Raw genomic sequence first — 20,281 nt, forward strand, 5'->3', positions numbered from 1 at the left:
CGGGTGCGGCCTAGCGCGAGACTTCGCCGACCAGGATGTCCTCGGTCACCTTGCCGGCGATTTCCTCTTCCGGCTCGATCAGCCGCTTCTTCTTCCAGTCACCCTTTGCGTAGAGGCAAAGGGTGATCAGCGCCGTCACGATGTTGGAGATGGGCAGGGCCCACCAGATGCCCAGCTCGTGCAGCTCGGTGTGCTTGGAGAGAACATAGGCCAGCGGGAACTGCACCACCCATTGCGAGACCAGGGTCAGCACCATGGTCAGCACCATGTTGCCCGAGGCGCGGAACACGCCGGTCAGCGCGAACTGCAGGCCGAGGAAGCCCCAGGCCAGAGACATGATGCGCAGGAAGCCCGCGCCCGCCGCGATCACGGCGGGATCGTTCGGCACGAAGAAGGCGACGAACTGCGGCGCGAGCAGGAACACCAGGACGCCAAAGAACTCGAGGCTGGCGAAGCCCAGCAGGGCGCCCAGCCGGCCGATCTGCGCGGCACGCTCGATGTTGCCGGCGCCGATGTTCTGGCCGACCAGGGTCGAGATCGCCATCGACAGGCCCATCGCCGGCACCATCACGACCTGCAGGATGTTCGAGCCGACGCCATAGGCCGCGAGCGTCAGCGTGCCGAAGCTCGCGATCAGGAAGGTCATCACCATCAGGCCGAGCGCCCGCGCCGACAGTTCGACGGAGGCGGGCAGGCCCAGGAAAAAGGCGCGCTTGATGTAGGAGAAGTCGGGGATGAAATCGCGCCGCCGCACGTGGATGCCGTGCATGCCGAGCCGCAGGATCGCGATGCCGATCGCGGCGGCGATCGCCTGCGTCACCAAGGTGGCGATGGCGGCACCCATCACGCCGTAGCCGGGTACGGGGCCCCAACCGAAGATCAGCAGCGGATCGAGCACGAAGTTCAGGAACACCGTGCCCAGCACGATATAGACCGGCAGGGTCGGCTTGCCGATGCCGCGCATGATCGCCTGGAAGACGAAGAAGGTGAAATTGAAGACGATGCCGATGAACGACACGCGCATGAATCCCAGCGCGCCGGGATAGACCTCGGGCGCCACGCCCATCAGCCGCAGCAGCGCGGGCGAGGAGAAATAGCCGATCGTGCCCAGCACCAGCGACGCCAGCATGACCATCAGCAGGGTCTGGCCAGCGACGTGCGCCACCATCTTGTCGTTACGCGCGCCGACATACTGCGCGATCAGGGTCGAGCCCGCGAGCGACAGGCCCGAGCCAATGGCGAAGGTGAGGAACAGCACGGGGAAGCTGATCGACACTGCGGCCACCGCCGGGCCGCCCAGCCGGCCGACCCAGAAGGCGTCGATGATCTGGTAGGCCGACTGCAGGATATTCGCCGCCACGATGGGCACCGCGAGCGTCAGCAGCGAGCGCAGGATCGGACCTTCGAGGAGCTTGTTTCTGGAGTCGGTCGTGGCGCTCATGCGTGGGTCCAATACGGCCTGGCGAGAGATTGGTTGCACTGAAGTGGCGCTTCAAAAAGCCCGATGTCAAAGTAGCTGAACATGCAGGCGTGCTGAGCGGAGGCAGAGCGTGCAATCGTCGGTGAGATTGCGTCCCGCCCGTTCACTCGGCGACAGGGTGATGAAGGTCAACCATGCCGGCGAGCAGGGGGCGATCTGCATCTATCGTGGTCAGCGATGGATCGCGGCGAAGACGATGCCCGATCTCGTGCCCGAGCTGGCGGAATATCAGTCGCATGAAGAACGGCATCGCGCCGTCTTCGCAGCCGAGCTGAGCCGGCGCGGCCTTCGCCGCTGTCGCAGCTTCATGCTCTGTGCAGGCGGTGGCATGGCTCTGGGCGTCGTGACCGGATTGATGGGGCGCAAGGCCATCGCCGCGACGACGGTCGCTGTCGAGCGTGTAGTCCTCCGTCACCTCGAGGATCAGAAGGAGCGCCTGGCTACCCTCGATCCGGCCGCGGTCGCCGCCATCGCACAGATCGAGCGAGACGAGCGGGCGCATCACGATCTCTCCGTGCGCGACCTCGGCCGGCCGTCATGGCTTCAGCGAATCCTGATGGGCATCGTCTCGGCCAGCACCGAAGCGGTGATCTGGCTGGGAATGAAGCTCTAGTGTCGTTTCCCTCCCCATTCAAATGGGGAGGTGTCGGCGTCTTACGCCGACGGAGGGGTCATGGCTTCGCGACGCCCCTGACCCCATCGCCCCCGTATGACGGGGCACTTCCCCATCTGAATGGGGAAGGGAAGACTCTGGCGTCAGCGCCAGATCTTCTTGCCGCTGCCCGGCAGCCCGAGCTCGCTCCACATCGCATCGACCTTCTCGATTACGGCCTCATCCATGCGGATCTGCCGGCCCCATTCGCGGTTGCTCTCGCCGGGAAACTTGTCGGTGGCGTCGAGGCCGATCTTGGAGCCGAGGCCCGACACCGGGCTCGCGAAATCGAGATAGTCGATCGGCGTGTTCTCGATCACCGTGATGTCGCGCGCCGGGTCCATGCGGGTCGACAGCGCCCACATCACGTCCTTCCAGTTGCGCGCGTCGATGTCGGCGTCCACCACGATCACCCACTTGGTGTACATGAACTGTCGCAGGTAGCTCCACACGCCCATCATCACGCGCTTGGCGTGGCCGGCGTAGGCCTTCTTCATCGACACGACGGCGATGCGATAGGAGCAGCCTTCGGGCGGCAGCCAGAAGTCGATGATCTCGGGAAACTGCTGCTGGAAGAGGGGGATGAACACCTCGTTCAGCGCTTCGCCCAGCACCGAGGGCTCGTCGGGCGGACGGCCCGTGAAGGTCGAGAGGTAGATCGGCTTGCGCCGCATCGTGATGGCGCTGATCGTGAAGACCGGGAACTGCTCGACGCTGTTGTAGTAGCCGGTGTGGTCGCCGTAGGGACCTTCGTCGCCATAGTCTTCGAGGCTGACATGGCCTTCGAGCACGATCTCGGCCTCGGCCGGCACCTTGAGCGGTACGGTCTTGCACTCGACCAGCTCGACCTTCTTGCCACGTAGGAGTCCCGCGAACTGATACTCCGACAGCGTGTCGGGCACCGGCGTCACGGCGGCCAGGATGGTGCCGGGATCGGCGCCGATCACCACCGCGGCCGGCAACGGCTCGCGCTTGCCTGAGCCCTTCCAGCGCTGGTGATGCTGCGCACCGCCGCGATGTTTCAGCCAGCGCATGAGCGTGGTGTTCCTGCCCGTGACCTGCAGGCGGTAGATGCCGAGGTTGAAGCTGTCCTGCTTGTCGCCTTTCGGGTTCGGACCCTGCGTCACCACCAGCGGCCAGGTGATGAGCGGCGCCGGCTCGCCCGGCCAGCAGGTCTGGATCGGTAGCTTCGCGAGGTCGATGTCGTCGCCGGTGAGGACGATCTCCTGGCACGGTGCGGAGCCGACCGTCTTGGGCTTCATCGCCATGACGGTGCGCACCATCGGCAGCATTTCTAGCGCCTCGCGCCAACCGCCCGGCGGCTCGGGCTGGCGCAGGAAGGCCAGCGTCTCGCCCACGGCGCGCAACTGTCCCGGCTCGCGGTCCATGCCCCAAGCCACTCTCTCGACCGTGCCGAACAGGTTGACCAGCACCGGGATGTCGGAGCGCGTGCCGTCTTCCCGCACCACGTTCTCGAACAGCACCGCGGGGCCGCCTTCGGCCAGCAGGCGGGTCTGGATCTCGGTCATTTCCAGGTGCGGCGAGACCGGCGCGGTGACGCGCGCGAGACGGCCGCTCTTCTCCAGCCGGTCGATGAAGTCGCGAAGCGAGGCGTAAGGCATGCTAGGCACGTCGTTTAGAGGGGCGGACCGATGAGATCAAACGACATTCCGGCCGAGTTCGAGGACCTTTTGAGCCGCGCCGGCAAGCGCGTGCTGGCGGGCACGCATCCTTTGTGCGGGGCTCTGGCCAATCCGCGCACGCGCTTTCTCGCGGCCGAGGACTTGCTCGACAGGACCAAGGCCGCGCGGCTGCGGCGTATCCTGGAGGCCGAGCTGCCGGACACGCTGGAGCCGATCGAGAAGCCGGTCCCGCCCGACACGATCTTCGACATGAAGCAGGACTATGGCGAGCTGCTGCCCAAGAGCAGCCGCGCCCGCACCATCTACTTCGAGAGCCGCCGCGAGCCCGGCTACAAGGCGGCCGAGCGGATCGGTCTCGCACGCATGATGCGCAGCCAGAGTTTCCGCGCCTTCGCCGAGTCGCTGGCCGGCCGCCGGCTGCGCTCCGGCTGGGGCCTGCAGGTGCTGCGCTACGGGCCCGGCGACTATGCCGGCCCGCACAACGACCACCATCCCGAGAACCCGACCGCGGTCGGCGGCTATATCGACCTGCACCTCAGCCTCTGCGGCCCGGAGGTCGATCACCAGTGGCTGGTCTACAGCCGTGCCGGCCATTTCAGCGAGATCGTCTCGGTCGCCGGTCCGGCGACGGTGACCGCCTATCGCCTGCCGTTCTGGCATTACACCACGCCGCTGGTCGGCACCCCGAAAGCCGGCCGCTGGGTGCTGCTGGGGACGTTTCTCTATCGATAACCTCATGTTCCTCTCCCCCGCTAGGGGGGAGAGGCTAGGTGAGGGGGTTACACCAGGTGCGCCGCCCCCTCACCCAACCTCTCCCCCTAGCGGGGGAGAGGAGTATGAAGGTTAGTCCCTATCCGGGGCGCCCAACGGGAACAGTGGGCGGTACTGGCGCGCATCCTCGACGCAGCGGGCGAAGGAGGGGCGGGCCAGCAGGCGGGTGCGGTAGGCGCGCAGGAGCGGATACGACTCCGGAATCCGGTGCACCCAGTCGGCGTAGAACAGCGACGGGGCGGCAGCGCAGTCGGCCATCGTGAAGTCGCTGCCGGTAGCCCAGGTGCGGCCGTCGAGTTCGCCCTCCAGCCAGGCATAGGCACGCTCCAGCTTCGCGATGGATTCGTCGTGGCCGTCCTTGCGCTTGACCGGATCGCCGGTCAGCGCGCCGTTCACCGCAATCTGCATCATGTTCATCACATGCAGGTCGAAGAACCGGTCGAGGAAGCGTACGTCGAGCGCCTTCATCGGATCGGCGGGCAACAGCTTCACCGGACCGGGATGCTTGAGCTGCAGATACTCGATGATGATGCTGGTCTCGACGAGCGTGCGATCCCCGTCCACGAGCAGCGGGAACTTGGCCAGCGGCCAGCGCTTCAGCCACTCGCCGACATGTTCGGGCGTGTCCTGGCCGATGGCGCGGAACTCGAACGGCGTGCCGTTCTCGTAGAGCGCCATCAACACCTTCTGTGTGTACGACGAGAAGAGGTGACCGTAGACCGCGAGCGACATAGTAGACGTTCCCCTGGTTAGCTGGCTTTAGCTGGCTTTCTTCCACGACGCCGCCCGGGCGAGCAGCCGCTCGGCGCGGATGACGATGGGCAGGTCGACCATGCTGCCCTCGAAGGCGACGGCACCCTCGCCATTGGCCTTGGCGACCTCGAAGGCGGCAAGCAGGCGGCGGGCGCGATCGAGCTCGGCGTCTGACGCGCCGTACTCCTCGTTGATGATCGGCACGTGCGCGGGATGGATGCACGAGGCCGTGGTGAAGCCAAGCTCCCGGCCGCGCTTCAGGCCGGCGCGATAGGATTCGAGATCGTCGATCTTGGCGAGCTGGCCCATCGAGCCCATCGGCAGGATGCCGGCGGCGCGGCAGGCGGCAAGACCGTGCATGGCGAAGACGTACATGCTGTCGGCCGAGGGCGTGGCGCCCATGTCGGTCGCCATGTCCTCGCCGCCGACCGACATGCCGGCCATGCGCGGCTCGGCGGCGATGGCGAAGAGATGCGGCAGCGCCGCCGTGGTCTCGATCAGCACCAGGAAGCGTGTGTGGCCGATTTCCATGCCGAGCTGCGTCTCGCGCTCGGTCACCAGCTCGGCCAGCAGGCGCACATGCTCGGGCCCCATCACCTTGGGCAGCATCAGCGCCGAGACACCGGGCATCACGGCGGCGGCGATGTCGGGCACCGCCAGTTCGAGCGGACGGTTGATGCGCACCACGACGTCGGCGCCGTTCTGTGCCACACGCGGCACGGCGGCGGCGATGGCGGCGCGGGCTTCTTCCTTCTTGGACGGGATGATCGAATCCTCGAGGTCGAGGATCAGTGCATCGGCACCGCGCGTATGGGCCTTGGCGATGAAGCGTTCGGCCAGCACCGGCACGAACATCAGCGAGCGCCAGTTGGGCTGGGGACGGGTGGTCATTTCATTGTTCTCCAGAGGAAGTCAGCGCAGGCCGACGGGCACGACGCTGATCGAGTTCTGCGGGCTGCCCTCGATCACGCGGTCGGTATAGGTGAGATAGATCAGCGCGCGCCGCTTGGGATCGTAGAAGCGCACGACCTGGGTGGTCTTGAAGATCAGCGAGGCGCGCTCGCTGAAGACCTCGTGCGGGCTTTTAAGCTTCTCGGCCTTGTCGGCGTCGACCGGGCCGACCTGATGGCAGGAGATCGAGGCGTAGGGCGGGTCTTCCGCGAGACCCACCATGCCCTTGAGGCCACCGGTGCGGGCGCGCGCCAGATAGCAGGTGATGCCGGCGAGGTCGGGATCGTCGAACGCCTCGACCACGATCTTGTCGTTGGGGCCGAGCCACTTGAAGCGATAGCCGACCGAGCCGATGTCCTCGGCCGCGGCGGGCAGCGCCACCAGCAGGGCGAGAGCAGCGAGGATCGCGCGGGTCATGTCAGGCTCCTTTTGGTGAACGGGTCGCGAGGAACAAGCCAGGTAGCACCAGTATGGTTCCCATCAAATGATACCATTGCGGCGCCTCGCCAAGGACGATCCAGGCGAGGATGCCGACATAGAGCGGGCCGAGATACATCGACACGCTGGTGACAGAGGGGCCGAGCTCGCGCACGCAGTAGGCGAAGGCGCCATAGGCCCCGACGCCGGGAATGATCGCCAGCACGAGGAAGGCAGCCCAGGTGCGCCAGTCGGCGAGGTCCGGCGCCTGCCACAGCAGCGCCTCGCCCAGGGTGAACGGCAGCAGCACCAGCGAACCCGCGAAGGAGATGGCGCAGAGTCGCGTCAGCGGATCGAGGGCGCTCGGCCGCGCTTTCAGCAGCACCGAATAGAGGCCCCAGCAGGCCGAGGCGGCGGCGATCCAGAGGTCGCCCTCGGTGAACTGCACGGATAGGAGGTTCTCGATCCGGCCCTTGGCGAACACCGCCGCGACGCCGGCAAGGCAGAGCACGATGCCCGCGATACGGCCCGGCGTCAGCCGCTCGCGGTAGAACAGGCGGCCCAGCGCCACGACCAGGATCGGCGAGGCGGCGTAGATCAGGCCGATGTTGAGGGCGGGGACGGAGCGCGCGCCGATATAGACCCAGGCGCCGCAGATCCACATGCCGATCGCGCCCAGCATGAACAGGTCCCGCCATTCGCGCGCGAGCGCATGGCGATGGCGCACGAGGCGCGTCCAGACGAACGGCAGCAGCAGGAGGGCGACGAAGAACCACCGCCCCAGCGCCAGCGCGTTCGGCGGCACGAACGTGGCATAGCGCGCGCCCAGCATGTTCACGGAGAACATCGCGGGCGTCAGCAGCAGCAGCGTCCAGGCGATGCGACGGCGGGTGAAGAACGACACGGCCGTCCTTCTAGCATGTCTTGCGGTGGTGAAGGCTTCTTCGGACCGCGGGCCTCCAGGCCCGCATAATCATTATGAGCGGGCCTGGAGGCCCGCGGTCCGCATGAACTCAAGTCGGGCGGAGGCCGTCCTTCGGATACTCGCCGCCGGCGTCCTTGATCGCCTGCTTGTAGTTCTTCTCGGAGTTGAACGGCTCCATCTTCGGGAAGTCCTTGGGCTTGCCGGGACGGATCTCGCCGGTCGAGGGCGTCACGATCAGCAGCTCGCCCTTGCGGCCGAGCAGCGGGATCTCGCGCTTCCAGCGCGAGTAGACCCGGCGCGCCGTCGCCGAGTAGTCGACATAGGTGTCGAACTCGCTCGGGTCCTTGATGAACAGCGCTTCGTAGGTGGTGATGAACTCCTCGACGAACTTGCGGTCGACGATCTCGAGGTTGGACATCATCCAGCAGCGATCCTGGAACACCCAGTAGGTGCCGACGCCGACGAATTCCTTCTGCCGCGTCAGGTAGGGATAGAAGGGGAAGCCGCGACAGGCGATCGTGCGGTTGTCGCGCTCGCAGTGGCGCGCGCCCTTGCAGTGGATCGCCATGCAGTCGTTGGTCAGCTCCTCGACGATCATCCTGGTGGAATAATCGTAGGGCTTGAACTTCGACCAAAGATCAGTGCGGTTCTTGAGCAGGTCCCATTCGGCCTTGTGCACGACGGGGACGGCGTTCTGTGTCGAACAGCAGACCGGCTCGCCATCGTTCAGCGGCGCGCACTTGCGGCCGCAATCGAAGCGCGAGACCGACGAGTTGAAGCCTTCGTACAGGCTCGCGAAATCGGCCGCGTTTATCTTTGTTTTCTTGGTGGCAGGGGGCATCGCTGATCTGTACCCCGATCCGTCTGTGAAAGAACAGTTACCGAATTATAACACCCTATCGGTGAATAACTTCAGGAAACCGGCAGGACCCGCCACAGCACGGTCTCGCGCATCCCCCGGTTCTCGAGCTGCAGTGAGGTCGGGATCTCGTACCGGCCGAGTTCTTCCAGTCCCTGGGCGCTGAAATAGTTGCGGCCGGGGTCGCCCAGCAGGACGAGGCGGCCCTTTGCAGCGTGGCTGCGCAGCCAGGCCAGCGCCTGCACCGACATCTCGCGCTCGTAACAGACGTCTCCCGCGATCACGACGTCGGCCTCGGGGTTTCCCGCCGGACCGGCCAGCCAGTCCTCGTCGCTGGTCTCGATCGAGAGGCCATTGGCCGTGGCGTTGAGGCGGGCGGCGACCAGGGAGAGCTTGTCGATGTCGTTGGCCAGCACCGAAGCGGCCCCGCAGCGGGCCGCCGCCATCGAGGAAACGCCCGAGCCGGCGGCGAAGTCGATCACGTGCTTGCCGGCGACCATGGCGGGATTGTCGAGCAGGTAGCGCGCGACCGCCTGGCCGCCCGGCCAGCAGAAGGCCCAGTAGGGCGGGTCGACGTTCTGTTCCTCCAGCCACGCTTCGGTGGCCTGCCAGATCGGCACGTATTCGCTGGCCAGCCACAGCTTGAACTCGGGCACCATCGCGGGCGCTTCGAGCGCGGTGTTGGCGCGGATGAATCCTTCGGGATCCTCGGGGAGCCTCGACATCAGTGCAGCCTGTCGGCGACGAGCGCGGCCAGCATCAGCCAGCCGACCAGCCGGTTGGACTTGAAGCGCATCAGGCAATCGGCCTGGTCGTTGGGCTTGAGCAGCGCGATCTGCCAGACGAAGTGCGCGGCGATGCAGGCCAGCAGCACGAAGTAGCCCGGCCCCAGCGGCGCCAGCAGGCCGGTCGCGATCCACATTGCGATTGCCAAGACGGCAAAGAGCGTGAGCCAGCTCTTGGGCGCGGCAGCGAAGCGGCGGGCCGTCGACTTCACGCCGACCACCGCGTCGTCGCGCTGGTCCTGCATGGCGTAGATCGTGTCGTAGACCATCGTCCAGGCGACGCCGCCGAGATAGAGCGCGACGGTGGCCCAGGAGAGCGTCTCGGTGACGGCGGCGTAGCCCACCAGCGCGCCCCAGTTGAAGGCGAAGCCCAGCACCACCTGCGGCCAGGAGGTGATCTTCTTCATCGTCGGATAGATCGCGACCAGCAGCAGCGACAGCAGCGCCACGCCGCCCGCGAACTTGTTGAGCTTGAACAGCACGGCCGCGCCGACCGCGCCCTGCAGCGCCATCCAGATCAGCGCGTGGTGCAGCTTCAATTCGCCCGAGGGCAGGGGCCGGCCGCGCGTGCGCTCGACGCCGGCATCGACCTTGCGATCGACGATGTCGTTCCAGGTGCAGCCCGCGCCGCGCATGGCCAGCGCGCCCAGTGCGAACAACGCCATCAGGCCGGCGAGCCGTCCCCAGTTGGGCGCGGCGGCCAGCGCCAGCGACCACCAGCAGGGAAACAGCAGCAGCCAGATGCCGATCGGCCGGTCCCAGCGCGCCAGCCGCCCGTAGGGCCGCGCCCAAGGTGGCAGGTAGCGCAGCGTCCAGTGCGTCGGATTGATATCGGTGAAGCCGGTTGTCCGTCCGGCTGTCATGGCGTCATCATGGGCGTCATCATGCTGGTATGCGCGTCAATGATCGTGAGGGCAAATAGATGAGTGGAGCACGTCTCTTCGTCGAGGCCGATCTCGCGGCCGGCGGCGAAGCCCCGCTCGACGATGCGCAGGTCCACTACCTGCGCAACGTCATGCGCCGGCCCGACGGTGCGCCGCTGCTGCTGTTCAACGGCCGCGACGGCGAATGGCGCGGCACCCTGGCGTTTCGCGGCAAGAAGGCCGCCGTCGCTGAAATCGGCGAGCGCACGCGCGAGCAGGTGCCGGAGCCCGACGTGTGGCTGTGCTTCGCGCCGGTGAAGCGGGCGCGCATCGACTACATCGCGGAGAAGGCGACCGAGCTCGGCGTGTCGGCGTTGCAGCCCGTGGTGACGCGCCACACCGCTGTCGAAAGGGTCAACGTCGATCGCCTGCGCGCCAATGCGATCGAAGCGGCGGAGCAGACGGAGCGGCTGACGGTGCCAGAGGTGCGTGAGCCGATCGATCTCGGCAAGCTGCTCGATGGCTGGCCGGCGGAGCGACGCCTGCTGATGTGTGACGAGACCGGCGGTGGTCCGCCCATCGCCGAGGCCTTGTCGCAGCTCGACGAAGCGGCGCGCGCCGCGCCCTGGGCCATCGTGATCGGACCCGAGGGCGGCTTCGCCGACGTCGAGCTTCAGGCGCTGCGTCGCATAAAGGATGTAACGTCTGTAGGCCTCGGTCCACGCATCCTGCGGGCCGATACCGCGGCGCTTGCGGCGCTGGCATGCTGGCAGGCGCTTTTGGGCGACTGGCGACGCCCGACACCCCGTCTCAGCGGCGATTATCGCACATCCAAGGTTACCGTCTGAGCGCTTGCGCAGGCCCCCGGCGATGTGGGACAGAGCGAATCGAACAGGATGAACCAGCCGCAGGCTCGCGTGAGGATTTCTCATGCGACTGCGCCGCTCCCTCAGCCTTCACAAGGCGCGGAGCGATCAGGGAGAGTTGAACGTATGTCCGCACCTCCGTCGGGCGGCGGCGCGCCGATCGAAAATCGGCGGCAGCTGATTGAATATTTCGCGGCCGGCAACAAGCCTCGTGCGCAGTGGCGCATGGGCACCGAGCACGAGAAGTTCGGCTACCACACCAAGACGCTGAAGCCGCTGGCCTATGACGGGCCCGACGGCATCCGCGCTATGCTCGAGGGGCTGACGCGCTTCGGCTGGGAGCCGGTGATCGAGGGCAACAACCCGATCGCGCTGTTGCGTGGCAAGGCCAGCATCACGCTGGAGCCGGGCGGCCAGTTCGAACTGTCGGGCGCGCCGCTCGAGACGCTGCACGAGGCGGCGGCTGAGAACGGCCAGCATATCGACGAGGTGAAGGAGGTCGCCGGCGAGATCGGCGCGTCGTTCATCGGTCTCGGCTTCGCGCCGGAGTGGACGCGCGAGGACATGCACTGGATGCCCAAGGGCCGCTACAAGATCATGCGCGAGTACATGCCCAAGGTGGGCAAGCTCGGCATCGACATGATGCTGCGGACCTGCACCGTGCAGACCAACCTCGACTTCGATTCCGAAGCCGACATGGTGAAGAAATTCCGCGTGTCGCTGGCCCTGCAGCCGATCGCCACGGCGCTGTTCGCCAACTCGCCCTTCAAGGAGGGCAAGGACGCCGGCTTCAAGAGCTACCGCAGCCACATCTGGACCGACACCGATCCCGACCGCTGCGGCATGCTGCCCTTCGTGTTCGAGGACGGATTCGGCTTCGAGCGCTATGTCGACTACATGCTCGATGTGCCGATGTACTTCGTCTATCGCGACGGCAAGTACATCGATGCGTCCGGCCAGAGCTTCCGCGATTTCCTGAAGGGCAAGCTGCCGGCGCGTCCGGGCGAGTTGCCCTCGATCAACGACTGGGCCGATCACATCACGACCGCTTTCCCCGAAGTGCGCCTGAAGCGCTATCTCGAGATGCGCGGCGCGGACTCCGGCCCGCTCGGCGCGCTGAACGCACTGCCCGCGCTTTGGGTCGGCCTGCTCTACGACCAGGGCGCGCTCGATGCGGCGTGGGACCTGGTGAAGGACTGGAGCACCGCCGATCACGACTTCCTGCGTGCCGAGACGCCGAAGACGGGTCTCTCGACCATGTTTCGCGGCCGCGTCCTGTCGGAACTGGCGCGCGACGTCGTCGAGGTCGCGCATGCCGGCCTGCGTGCCCGCAAGCAACTCAATGCCGAAGGCGCCGACGAGACCATGTACTTGGCGCCGCTCGATCGCGCCGTTGCCAGCGGCCAGGCGCCGGCCGACGAACTGCTCGCCAAGTGGAACGGCGAATGGAAAGGGTCCTTCGCGGCGCTGTTCCGCGACTACGCCTACTGAGGTAAGGTCGGGCCATGCTCGACCGTTGCGACCGCGTCCAGATTGCCGTGCACGACGCCGCCAAGGCGGCCCAGCGCTTTGGGCTGCTGCTGGGCAGCCAGGTGTCGCGTCACGACCATAGCCGCCATCTCTCCGCCAAGCGCACGATCCTTGCGGTTGGCGAGAGCGAGTTCGAGCTGTGCGAGCCCGACGGCGCGGGCCTCACCCAGGATTTCCTGAGCCGGCGTGGCGAAGGGCTGATGACGGCGGGCTACTGCACCGCCGATCTCGACCGCATGGTGAAGCGCTGGGAAGGTCTCGGCATTCCCTACGACCTCGACAACGAACAGCTCTATCTCTCGACCGAGGCGACCTTCGGCCTGCCGATCGTGATCTCCGAGAGCACCTACCGGCCGCGCGTGGGTCCGGTGTCGTTCCTCTACGAGACGACCAACACGCTGATGAGCGACTGGCGTCGCGTCGCCGCCGTCTATGCCGGCCTGTTCGGGCTCGATCCGTCGCGCTTCAGCGAGATCGGCAGCGAGCGCTTCGGCTATATCGGCACGCTGACCCTGTTCGATCCGCCCAACCGTCTCGATCGCATCGAGCTGAGCCAGGTCACCGACAACGTCCATTCGATGGGCCGCTACGCCCACAAGCACGGCGACTCGCTCTACATGTGCTACGTCGAGGTCCACGACTGGCCCAACGTCCGCCAGCGCCTGCTCGATGCCAATGCGCGCTACACGCCGCGCGGCTCCGATCCCGTCACCGATCCGGACGGCGGATGGATCCATCCGAAGGAGCTGCACGGCGTGCTGCTCGGCGTCTCGCGCACGGGGCTGGCCTGGGATTGGTCTGGCCGCAAAGAACTGGTGCCTCCCGTATGAGTTTGTTCAAGAGTTTTGGCATGACCCGTCGTTCGTTCGTTTTCTCGGTTCCGGCGATGTCGGTGGTGCCGACAGTCGCGCTGTCTATCCCGGGGCAGGCGCAGCCGGCCGAGTGGCAGACCGTGGTCGGCTCCGATCTTCGCTTCCGGCTGGAGATGCCGGCGCCGGCCGCTAAGAGCTCGGCTGCCGAGAAGGAGAAGGGGCATGCCGGCGAGCGCGTGGCCTGGGCCTCCAAGCGCAACGGCGAGATGTTCGACTTCGACTATGTCGACTATGAGCCCGGCTGGTTCTCGGCCCGCGACAGCAAGGAGATGGCGCGCGAGCTGGGGCGTGGCGAGGCCGAGAAGGCCTTCCCCCGGTCCAAGTTCAAGTACGTGCTCGACGAGCCGGTGACCCTGCAGGGTTGGGACGGCTACGCGCTCGACATCGCCGACCAGGAGTTCGCGCTGGTGATGATGCGCACCTACATCGTGAAGGACCGGCTCTATCGCCTGCTGGTCACGGCCAAGAACGACGAGGATTCCAAGGCCGCGGCCAACCGTTTCCTCGGCTCGCTGCGATTTGCGGAGACAAGAAGTTAAGATGCGTATCTGTGTTTTCGGCGCCGGCGCGATCGGCGGCAATTATGCGACGCGCCTCGCGGCCGCCGGCAACGAAGTCTCGGTGGTGGCGCGCGGGCCCCATCTCGATGCGATCCGAGCCAACGGCCTCACGCTCCTGACCGGCGACAAGAAGATCGTCGCCAAGGTCGCGGCCAGCGATAAGCCGGCCGATCTCGGACCGCAGGACGTGGTGATCTCGACCCTGAAGGCTTCCAGTCTCTCGGCGATCGCCGACACGGTGGCGCCGCTGTTGGGCCCCGGCACGCCGGTCGTGTTCGCGCAGAACGGCATTCCCTGGTGGTACGGCCACGGGCTCGGCAAGGACCGGCCCAAGGCGCCCGACCTGTCGCGACTCGATCCCGGCGGCGCGCTGCAGAAGGTGGTCGGTTTCGACCGCACCCTGGGCGGCGTCATCACCTCGTCCAACCACGTGATTGAGCCCGGCGTGGTGCGCAACATCTCGCCCGACCGCAACGTGCTCTGGGTCGGCGAGCCCGACGACAGCCAGACGCCGCGCATCACCAAGCTGCGCGAGACGCTGATCGCCGCCGGCATCGCCTCGCCCTCGACGACCGACATCCGCTACGACATCTGGCACAAGCTGATGGCCAACTTCACCGGCTCGACGCTCTGCCTGATCCTGCGCCAGCCCACGACCATCCAGGCGACGCCGATGGTCAATCGTCTGGCCCGCCGTGCCCATACGGAAGCATTGGCCATCGCCACTGCGAACGGCGTCGTGCTCGACGATTCGCCCGAGGTTCGCTACGGGCCCAAGCGCGTCTATCCCGACCACCGCCCGTCGATTCTGCAGGACTACGAGGGCGGCCGGCCGATGGAAGTCGAGGCGATCGTGCGCGCGCCGCTCGCTTTCGGACGCAGCGCCGGCATCGACACGCCCACGCTGGACGCCATCGAATCGATCTGCGTCAGCCTCGCCGAATCGAAGAAGCTTTATCAGTCCTGATCGCGGGAGCGAACATGGCCAAGTCCGCCGCTTCAGCCAATATCGACAAGCGCATCAAGGAGCTGGGCGACTGGCGCGGCGAGACGCTGGCGCATGTCCGCAAGCTGATCCACGAGGCCGAGCCGGAGATCGTCGAGGAGTGGAAGTGGCGCGGCGTGCCGGTGTTCGAGCGCGACGGCATCATCTGCACCGGCGAGACCTACAAGCAGGTCGTGAAGCTCACCTTTGCGCGCGGCGCGGCACTCGCGGATCCCAAGAAGCTGTTCAATTCCAGCCTCGAGGGCAATGTGCGGCGCGCCATCGACATCCCCGAAGGCGCGAAGCTCAATGAAGCCGCCTTCAAGACCCTGATCCGCGCCGCCGTCGCGGCGAACAGGGAAGCACTTGCCGAGCGGGCGGCGAAAAAGAAGAAGCAGTAGCGGTCGACGGCCCCGTTCGAGCCTAGGCTCGGGGCGGCGGCGTCCTCTCGACCCATTCCGGCTCTTCGTAAGCCGGGCGCGGCACGGTCGACTGTGCCGGTCTCTTCGGGTGAATGGCGCCGTTTGCACAAGGCGGGTGCATGCAGTGGGCCTGATGCAGGCAGCGGTCGATCACGGCATCGAGCAGGCGCAGCTCGCGTTCGATGGCCAGTCCCAGCTCCTCCGCCTGCCTGTCGGGCTGCATCATCCAGCGAGTGGCCGACACCGCCAGCTTCTGGCTGCGGCGCTTGGCCGGGCTCGGGCCGAGGTGAAGGCCGAGCTTCTCGGCCTGCTCGAAAAGGTGGATGGCGAAGCGATTGAAGGCGTCCGGGGAACCTGCAGGTCCTCGAAGCGCGTTCTGCATGCCCAGCAGGGCAAAGCGCATTTCCCAGAGTTCAAGGGGTAGAGCCATGAGTGCCTCCCCGTCGTTCGAATTATAGGATCACGAAAGACGCCCCTAGCAGAAGACAACTGTGGGGCGAGTGTCCACACAAAATGCCGCAAAACGGGCGTGGAGTCCGTTAACGGACATCGGTTGCGGTGCTCGTGTACCGTGCACGCCGGATTCGCCCGCGATTGCGGGCGATTGCTGAGACAGGTGTCATCGAGAATAGAAGCACAACCCTTCACACAGACAGTGAAGGGAGGCCTGGCTCAGGTGGCGGTGCCACCCACGGTGAGGGCGTCGATGCGGAGCGTCGGCTGGCCGACGCCCACGGGAACGCCCTGGCCGTCTTTGCCGCAGGTGCCGATGCCAGGGTCCAGCGACATGTCGTTGCCGACCATGCCGACGCGGGTCAGCGCATCGGAGCCGGCGCCGATCAGGGTCGCGCCCTTCACCGGGCGGCCGAGCTTGCCGTCCTCGATCAGGTAGCCCTCGGTCACGCTGAACACGAACTTGCCCGACACGATGTCGACCTGGCCGCCGCCGAAATTGGCGCAGTACAGGCCCTTCTTCACCGAGGAGATGATCTCTTGCGGATCCTTGTCGCCGCCCAGCATGAAGGTGTTGGTCATGCGCGGCATCGGCGAATAGGCGTGGCCCTGGCGGCGGCCGTTGCCGGTCGGCTTAACGCCCATCAGGCGGGCGTTCATGCGGTCCTGCATCAGGCCGACCAGACGACCGTCCTCGATCAGCACGTTGCGCTGGGTCGGCGTGCCCTCATCGTCAATCGTGAGCGAGCCGCGGCGGTCGTTCAGCGTGCCGTCGTCGACCACGGTGACGCCCGGCGAGGCAACCATCTCGCCCATCAGGTGGGTGAACATGGAGGTCTTCTTGCGGTGGAAGTCGCCTTCCAGCCCGTGGCCGACCGCCTCGTGCCACAGCACGCCCGACCAGCCGGCGCCCAGCACGACCGGCATCTCGCCGGCCGGCGCATCGACCGAGTCGAGATTGACCAGCGCCTGGCGGATCGCCTCGTCGGCTTCCTTCTGCCAGTAGCCCGGCAGGAAGATGTCGCCATAGGCGGCGCGGCGGCCGCTGCCGGTGCCGCCGGCTTCCATGCGGGTGCCATCGGCGCAGACCACGCTGACGTTCAGCCGCACCAGCGGGCGCACGTCGGCGGCGCGCCAGCCGCCGGCGCGCACGATCTCCACGACCTGCCACGAGCCCGACAGCGAGACCGAGACCTGGCGGGCCTTGGGCTCCTTGCCGCGGACATAGGCGTCGATCTCCTGCATCAGCGCGACCTTCTGGGCGAAGGGCACGCCGTCGATCGGATTGTCGTCGGCGTAGAGCAGGTGGTTGGTGCCGCGCGGCGACTCGTCGGATTTGCCGCCCCGGCCGGCGCGCACGGTCTTCACCGTCTCGGCCGCCCGCTTCAGCGCCTGCTCGTCGAGCGCCGAGGCATGGGCGAAGCCGGTCACGTCGCCCGCCACCGCGCGCAGGCCGAAGCCCTGCGAGGTGTCGAACGACGCACTCTTCAGCTTGCCATCGTCGAAGGACAGGCTCTCGCTCTGGACATATTCGAGGAACAGCTCGCCGTCGTCGGTGCCGGCCAGCGCATCGTCGACCATCTTGGCGGTCTTGCGCTGGTCGAGCCCGCCCTTTCCGAAGAACAGGCTGTCGGCGGTGGCGAGATGGTTGATCGACTTGCTCATGGGAGCACCTCTTCCAAACAATTTGTCATCCTGAGCGTAGCGAAGGATCTCATGCCGACCAGAGACACCTACTTTGTGGCAGGCGCGAGGTCCTTCGCTGCGCTCAGGACGACAGCGTGCCTCAAACTACCAGCACGATCTTTCCAAAATGGGCATTGGCCTTCATGTGCGCAAGCGCGGCGGCGGCCTCGGACAGGGGGAAGGTCTTGTCGATCGGCAGGCTGAGCTTGCCTTCCTCGATGGCCGTCCACAGGTCCTTGCGGGCGGCCTGCACGATATCGCGCACTTCCTCGGGGCTGCGCGTACGGAAGGTGACGCCGATATAGTCGATGCGCTTCAGTGCATGCAGGTCGAAGTTGAACTCGCCCTTCATGCCGCCCAGCCGGCCGACATTGACGATGCGGCCGAGGATGGCGGCGGCTTCCATGTTCTGGTTCATCACGCCGCCCGAGACCTGGTCGACGATCAGGTTCACGCCCTTGCCGCCGGTGGCTTCCTTGACCTTCTCCGGCCACTTCGGATCGCGCGTGTCGATGGCGACATCGCAGCCGAACTCAGCCAGCCGTGCGCGGCGCGCGTCGTTGGTCGAGCTGCCCAGCACCACCGAGGCGCCCATGATCTTGGCGATCTGCATGCCGAGCAGGCCGACGCCCGAGCTGGCGCCCTGGATCAGCACGCTCTCGCCCTTCTTGAGACGGCCGGCGCCGACCAGCGCATTGTGCATGGTCTGCACGGCGACCGGCATGCAGGCGGCCTGCTCGTAGCTCATGTTGTTGGCCGGGATCTTGTGGGCGCGGCCGGCATCGGTGAGGGCGAATTCGGCGAAGCCGCCGGCGGCCGAGCTCATGACCCGATCGCCCGGCTTGAAGTCCTTCACGTCGGGACCGACCGCCTCGACCTCGCCCGCGCATTCCAGGCCCACGATGGTGCCGGGGCCGCCGATGCGGCCGTGCGCATGACCCGAGGCCACGGCGAGGTCGGCGCGGTTGAGCGACGCGGCCTTCACCTTGATCAGGATCTCGTTGCCCTTGGGCGCGGGCTTCGGGGCGTCGGTGTACTGGACGCCCTTGTCGGTGACGACGGCTGCCTTCATGGCGGATCTCCCTGGAAACGGCTTGATGATTCAGGCGTCCTGCTTAGCAGGCAGGAGGCCCGGGCTCTATGCCCGCGCCGTGGCGGTCACGTATTTCGTTTCGTCGGGCGGGTCAGGGATGTTCGAGGAACGTCTGGACCGTCTCGAACAGGCGAGGGCGGCCCGTCTCCATCATCATCGAGTGGGTGCCGCCCTCCAGGATGACGAGCTTGCTCCCCGGGGCCTTCAGCAGCGGATGGAGTTCCTTGGCCATGTACGGGGGCGTATCGGCGTCACGGTCGCCCACGACCAGCAAGGTGCGGGCGGCGATCTTCGACGGATCGTAGTAGGGACGGCCGGCGCTCCAGTATTCCAGCCCGTCCAGAACCACGCCGTTCGGCGCCCGCAGGACCGGCGGGTTCATTGCCGCGCCCTCGGGATCGGTGGCGAACGCGACGTCCGCGAAGTGCTCGAACCAGCCCGGCGGGATGAAGGCTTCGCGCTCTCCTTCGCCGACACCTGACAGCCATCGCTGCAGGCATTGCTCACGCGTCACGCCGCGCCACGCGCCGAGCGGTCCGGGCCCGGCCTGCACCAGGCTGGGCGTGCGCCGGATCCAGACCGGCGCGAACAACACGACTGTCTCGACCAGACCGGGATTGTCGGAGGAGAAGCGCCCCACCAGCGCGGTTCCCCAGGAATGGCCCATCATGGTCAGCGTCTTCAGTCCACGCGCCGTGCGGATGAAGGCGCTGGCGGCCGCGATGTCTCGTTGGGCCGCGTCGCCGCGCGCGATCGGGCCATTCTCTTGCGCAGGTCGCGACATTTCGATGGGGCGTGTCGAATGCCCATGGCCGCGAAGATCGAGGCACCAGACGTCGAAGCCGCGCTGCGCCATGAAGCTCATCCAGGACAGGCCGTCGAGCTCGAGGTCGAAGGTCGCGCTCGACGGATAGGTGGCGCCGTGGATGAACAGCAGGGTCCGCGAGGGTGGCTGCGCCCCGATGTCCGCGCGCCTGCGGTTGCGGAGGTAGAGCGTGATGCCGGGATCGCCGCCGGGGATCCGGTGATGTTCGGTCAAGATCTCTGGCATCGCACTCACCTGTTAAAGAAGTCCGCCTATCGCGGCAGTCTCGCCACCCTGAAATAGGCGTAGTCGAGCCTGGCGTCGGCGGTGAGATAGAACGTGGCCTTCCACACGAAGGATGGCGTCGTGGCGCCGTATTCGATGAGCTCGTTGCCGTGCGGCCGCGTCGGCGGCTGCGGCGGCGCGGTGTGGGGCGTGGGCTGGATCGGGCTGGCCTGCCATTGCTTGCCGAAGATCGCCTCGATCGTGCCGAACTCGGGGCTGCTGCGGCCGAGGAAGCTCAGCGACCACTTGGTCGAGATGCCGTCGCCGAGGCGTTCCTCGACGTGCTGCGCGAAGACCAGTTCGAGACCGGGAAACGACTTGCCGTTGTGCCGCACCGGTTCGGCCAGGGTGTCGAAGCCGGTGATCTGGCCACCGATCTTGCCGCTGGTCTGGTTGGTCCAGCGGACAGCCGTGCCGCCGGTGACCCTCTTGAGGTTCTCCTCGCTGTAGAAATCGTCGCGCGCCAGCAAGCCCTGCTCGGTTGCGCGCTTCAGGTTGCGCAGGAGGCCGGCCAGATCGTTCGGCGGCGCGTCGTCGGCTTTGGTCTGGGCCCACGCCGCGGCAAGCGGTGCCATGCACAGGGCACCGCCGAGGCCCGCGAGCAGGAAGCGGCGAATCATGCGCG

General features: G+C 66.7%; 22 protein-coding genes. 8 read left to right on the forward strand and 14 right to left on the reverse strand.

All coding sequences use genetic code 11. The features are described from left to right. Window positions 1–10: 10 nt before the first annotated feature. Window positions 11–1,441 carry an MATE family efflux transporter gene (locus tag AC1RP5_RS08700; RefSeq protein ID WP_493110238.1) on the reverse strand — a complete coding sequence of 477 codons (1,431 nt, stop codon included), beginning with the start codon at window positions 1,439–1,441 and terminating at the stop codon, window positions 11–13. Window positions 1,442–1,562: 121 nt separating this feature from the next. Here AC1RP5_RS08700 and AC1RP5_RS08705 point away from each other — a divergent pair, with 121 nt between their 5' ends. Continuing rightward, a complete protein-coding gene (locus tag AC1RP5_RS08705) occupies window positions 1,563–2,093 on the forward strand; it encodes a demethoxyubiquinone hydroxylase family protein (protein WP_493110239.1) in 531 nt (176 codons plus the stop codon). A 143-nt stretch (window positions 2,094–2,236) separates the two neighbouring features. Here AC1RP5_RS08705 and AC1RP5_RS08710 read toward each other — a convergent pair whose 3' ends face one another. Beyond that, a complete protein-coding gene (locus tag AC1RP5_RS08710) occupies window positions 2,237–3,754 on the reverse strand; it encodes a UbiD family decarboxylase (protein WP_493110240.1) in 1,518 nt (505 codons plus the stop codon). 30 nt (window positions 3,755–3,784) lie between these two features. Between AC1RP5_RS08710 and AC1RP5_RS08715 the strand changes: the two genes are divergently transcribed. Then, the gene (locus AC1RP5_RS08715) at window positions 3,785–4,507 is read left to right on the forward strand and encodes a hypothetical protein (RefSeq protein WP_493110241.1); all 723 of its coding nucleotides are present in this window, start codon (window positions 3,785–3,787) and stop codon (window positions 4,505–4,507) included. Between the two features lie 111 nt (window positions 4,508–4,618). Here the strand turns inward: AC1RP5_RS08715 and AC1RP5_RS08720 are convergent, their stop codons facing one another. The 7 genes from AC1RP5_RS08720 to ubiA all read right to left on the reverse strand — a co-directional run bounded on the left by AC1RP5_RS08720 (window position 4,619) and on the right by ubiA (window position 10,099). Next, window positions 4,619–5,278 carry a glutathione S-transferase family protein gene (locus AC1RP5_RS08720; RefSeq protein WP_493110242.1) on the reverse strand — a complete coding sequence of 220 codons (660 nt, stop codon included), beginning with the start codon at window positions 5,276–5,278 and terminating at the stop codon, window positions 4,619–4,621. 27 nt (window positions 5,279–5,305) lie between these two features. After that, entirely contained in the window at window positions 5,306–6,190 is an 885-nt protein-coding gene (locus AC1RP5_RS08725) for an HpcH/HpaI aldolase/citrate lyase family protein (RefSeq protein ID WP_493110243.1), read from the reverse strand. 21 nt (window positions 6,191–6,211) lie between these two features. Beyond that, on the reverse strand, window positions 6,212–6,667 hold the full coding sequence (locus AC1RP5_RS08730; protein WP_493110244.1) for a CreA family protein: 456 nt from the start codon (window positions 6,665–6,667) through the stop codon (window positions 6,212–6,214). 1 nt (window position 6,668) lies between these two features. After that, window positions 6,669–7,571, reverse strand: coding sequence for a DMT family transporter (locus tag AC1RP5_RS08735; RefSeq protein ID WP_493110245.1), 903 nt, complete (start codon window positions 7,569–7,571; stop codon window positions 6,669–6,671). A 109-nt stretch (window positions 7,572–7,680) separates the two neighbouring features. Next, the gene (locus tag AC1RP5_RS08740; protein ID WP_493110246.1) at window positions 7,681–8,433 is read right to left on the reverse strand and encodes a hypothetical protein; all 753 of its coding nucleotides are present in this window, start codon (window positions 8,431–8,433) and stop codon (window positions 7,681–7,683) included. Window positions 8,434–8,504: 71 nt separating this feature from the next. Further along, window positions 8,505–9,176 (reverse strand): class I SAM-dependent methyltransferase, encoded by a 672-nt coding sequence (locus AC1RP5_RS08745; RefSeq protein WP_493110247.1) that lies wholly within the window; start codon window positions 9,174–9,176, stop codon window positions 8,505–8,507. Further along, the gene (gene ubiA, locus AC1RP5_RS08750; RefSeq protein WP_493110248.1) at window positions 9,176–10,099 is read right to left on the reverse strand and encodes a 4-hydroxybenzoate octaprenyltransferase; all 924 of its coding nucleotides are present in this window, start codon (window positions 10,097–10,099) and stop codon (window positions 9,176–9,178) included. The genes AC1RP5_RS08745 and ubiA overlap by 1 nt, the downstream gene beginning before the upstream one ends. Window positions 10,100–10,158: 59 nt before the next feature. Between ubiA and AC1RP5_RS08755 the strand changes: the two genes are divergently transcribed. The 6 genes from AC1RP5_RS08755 to AC1RP5_RS08780 all read left to right on the forward strand — a co-directional run bounded on the left by AC1RP5_RS08755 (window position 10,159) and on the right by AC1RP5_RS08780 (window position 15,313). Further along, window positions 10,159–10,947 (forward strand): 16S rRNA (uracil(1498)-N(3))-methyltransferase, encoded by a 789-nt coding sequence (locus tag AC1RP5_RS08755; protein ID WP_493110249.1) that lies wholly within the window; start codon window positions 10,159–10,161, stop codon window positions 10,945–10,947. A 144-nt stretch (window positions 10,948–11,091) separates the two neighbouring features. Beyond that, a complete protein-coding gene (locus AC1RP5_RS08760) occupies window positions 11,092–12,456 on the forward strand; it encodes a glutamate--cysteine ligase (RefSeq protein ID WP_493110250.1) in 1,365 nt (454 codons plus the stop codon). 14 nt (window positions 12,457–12,470) lie between these two features. Beyond that, complete coding sequence (locus AC1RP5_RS08765) at window positions 12,471–13,325, forward strand: VOC family protein (protein ID WP_493110251.1); 855 nt, start codon at window positions 12,471–12,473, stop codon at window positions 13,323–13,325. Window positions 13,326–13,345: 20 nt separating this feature from the next. Continuing rightward, a complete protein-coding gene (locus tag AC1RP5_RS08770; protein WP_493110252.1) occupies window positions 13,346–13,906 on the forward strand; it encodes a hypothetical protein in 561 nt (186 codons plus the stop codon). Between the two features lies 1 nt (window position 13,907). Continuing rightward, window positions 13,908–14,894 carry a ketopantoate reductase family protein gene (locus AC1RP5_RS08775; protein ID WP_493110253.1) on the forward strand — a complete coding sequence of 329 codons (987 nt, stop codon included), beginning with the start codon at window positions 13,908–13,910 and terminating at the stop codon, window positions 14,892–14,894. Between the two features lie 14 nt (window positions 14,895–14,908). Beyond that, window positions 14,909–15,313 (forward strand): DUF1801 domain-containing protein, encoded by a 405-nt coding sequence (locus AC1RP5_RS08780; protein WP_493110254.1) that lies wholly within the window; start codon window positions 14,909–14,911, stop codon window positions 15,311–15,313. Between the two features lie 22 nt (window positions 15,314–15,335). On the opposite strand, the gene AC1RP5_RS08785 is transcribed toward AC1RP5_RS08780, so the two are convergent. From AC1RP5_RS08785 to AC1RP5_RS08805, 5 genes are all read right to left on the reverse strand, one after another. After that, window positions 15,336–15,764 carry a hypothetical protein gene (locus tag AC1RP5_RS08785; protein ID WP_493110255.1) on the reverse strand — a complete coding sequence of 143 codons (429 nt, stop codon included), beginning with the start codon at window positions 15,762–15,764 and terminating at the stop codon, window positions 15,336–15,338. A gap of 242 nt (window positions 15,765–16,006) precedes the next feature. Next, window positions 16,007–17,368 (reverse strand): metalloprotease TldD, encoded by a 1,362-nt coding sequence (tldD, locus tag AC1RP5_RS08790; protein ID WP_493113316.1) that lies wholly within the window; start codon window positions 17,366–17,368, stop codon window positions 16,007–16,009. Window positions 17,369–17,573: 205 nt separating this feature from the next. Further along, the gene (locus AC1RP5_RS08795) at window positions 17,574–18,545 is read right to left on the reverse strand and encodes a zinc-binding dehydrogenase (RefSeq protein ID WP_493110256.1); all 972 of its coding nucleotides are present in this window, start codon (window positions 18,543–18,545) and stop codon (window positions 17,574–17,576) included. Window positions 18,546–18,657: 112 nt separating this feature from the next. Continuing rightward, window positions 18,658–19,617: an alpha/beta hydrolase gene (locus AC1RP5_RS08800; RefSeq protein ID WP_493110257.1), complete on the reverse strand. Its 960-nt coding sequence runs from the start codon at window positions 19,615–19,617 to the stop codon at window positions 18,658–18,660. A gap of 26 nt (window positions 19,618–19,643) precedes the next feature. After that, window positions 19,644–20,276 carry a hypothetical protein gene (locus tag AC1RP5_RS08805; protein ID WP_493110258.1) on the reverse strand — a complete coding sequence of 211 codons (633 nt, stop codon included), beginning with the start codon at window positions 20,274–20,276 and terminating at the stop codon, window positions 19,644–19,646. Window positions 20,277–20,281 lie beyond the last annotated feature (5 nt).

The organism is Reyranella sp. GW821-FHT12G01 (assembly GCF_058806575.1).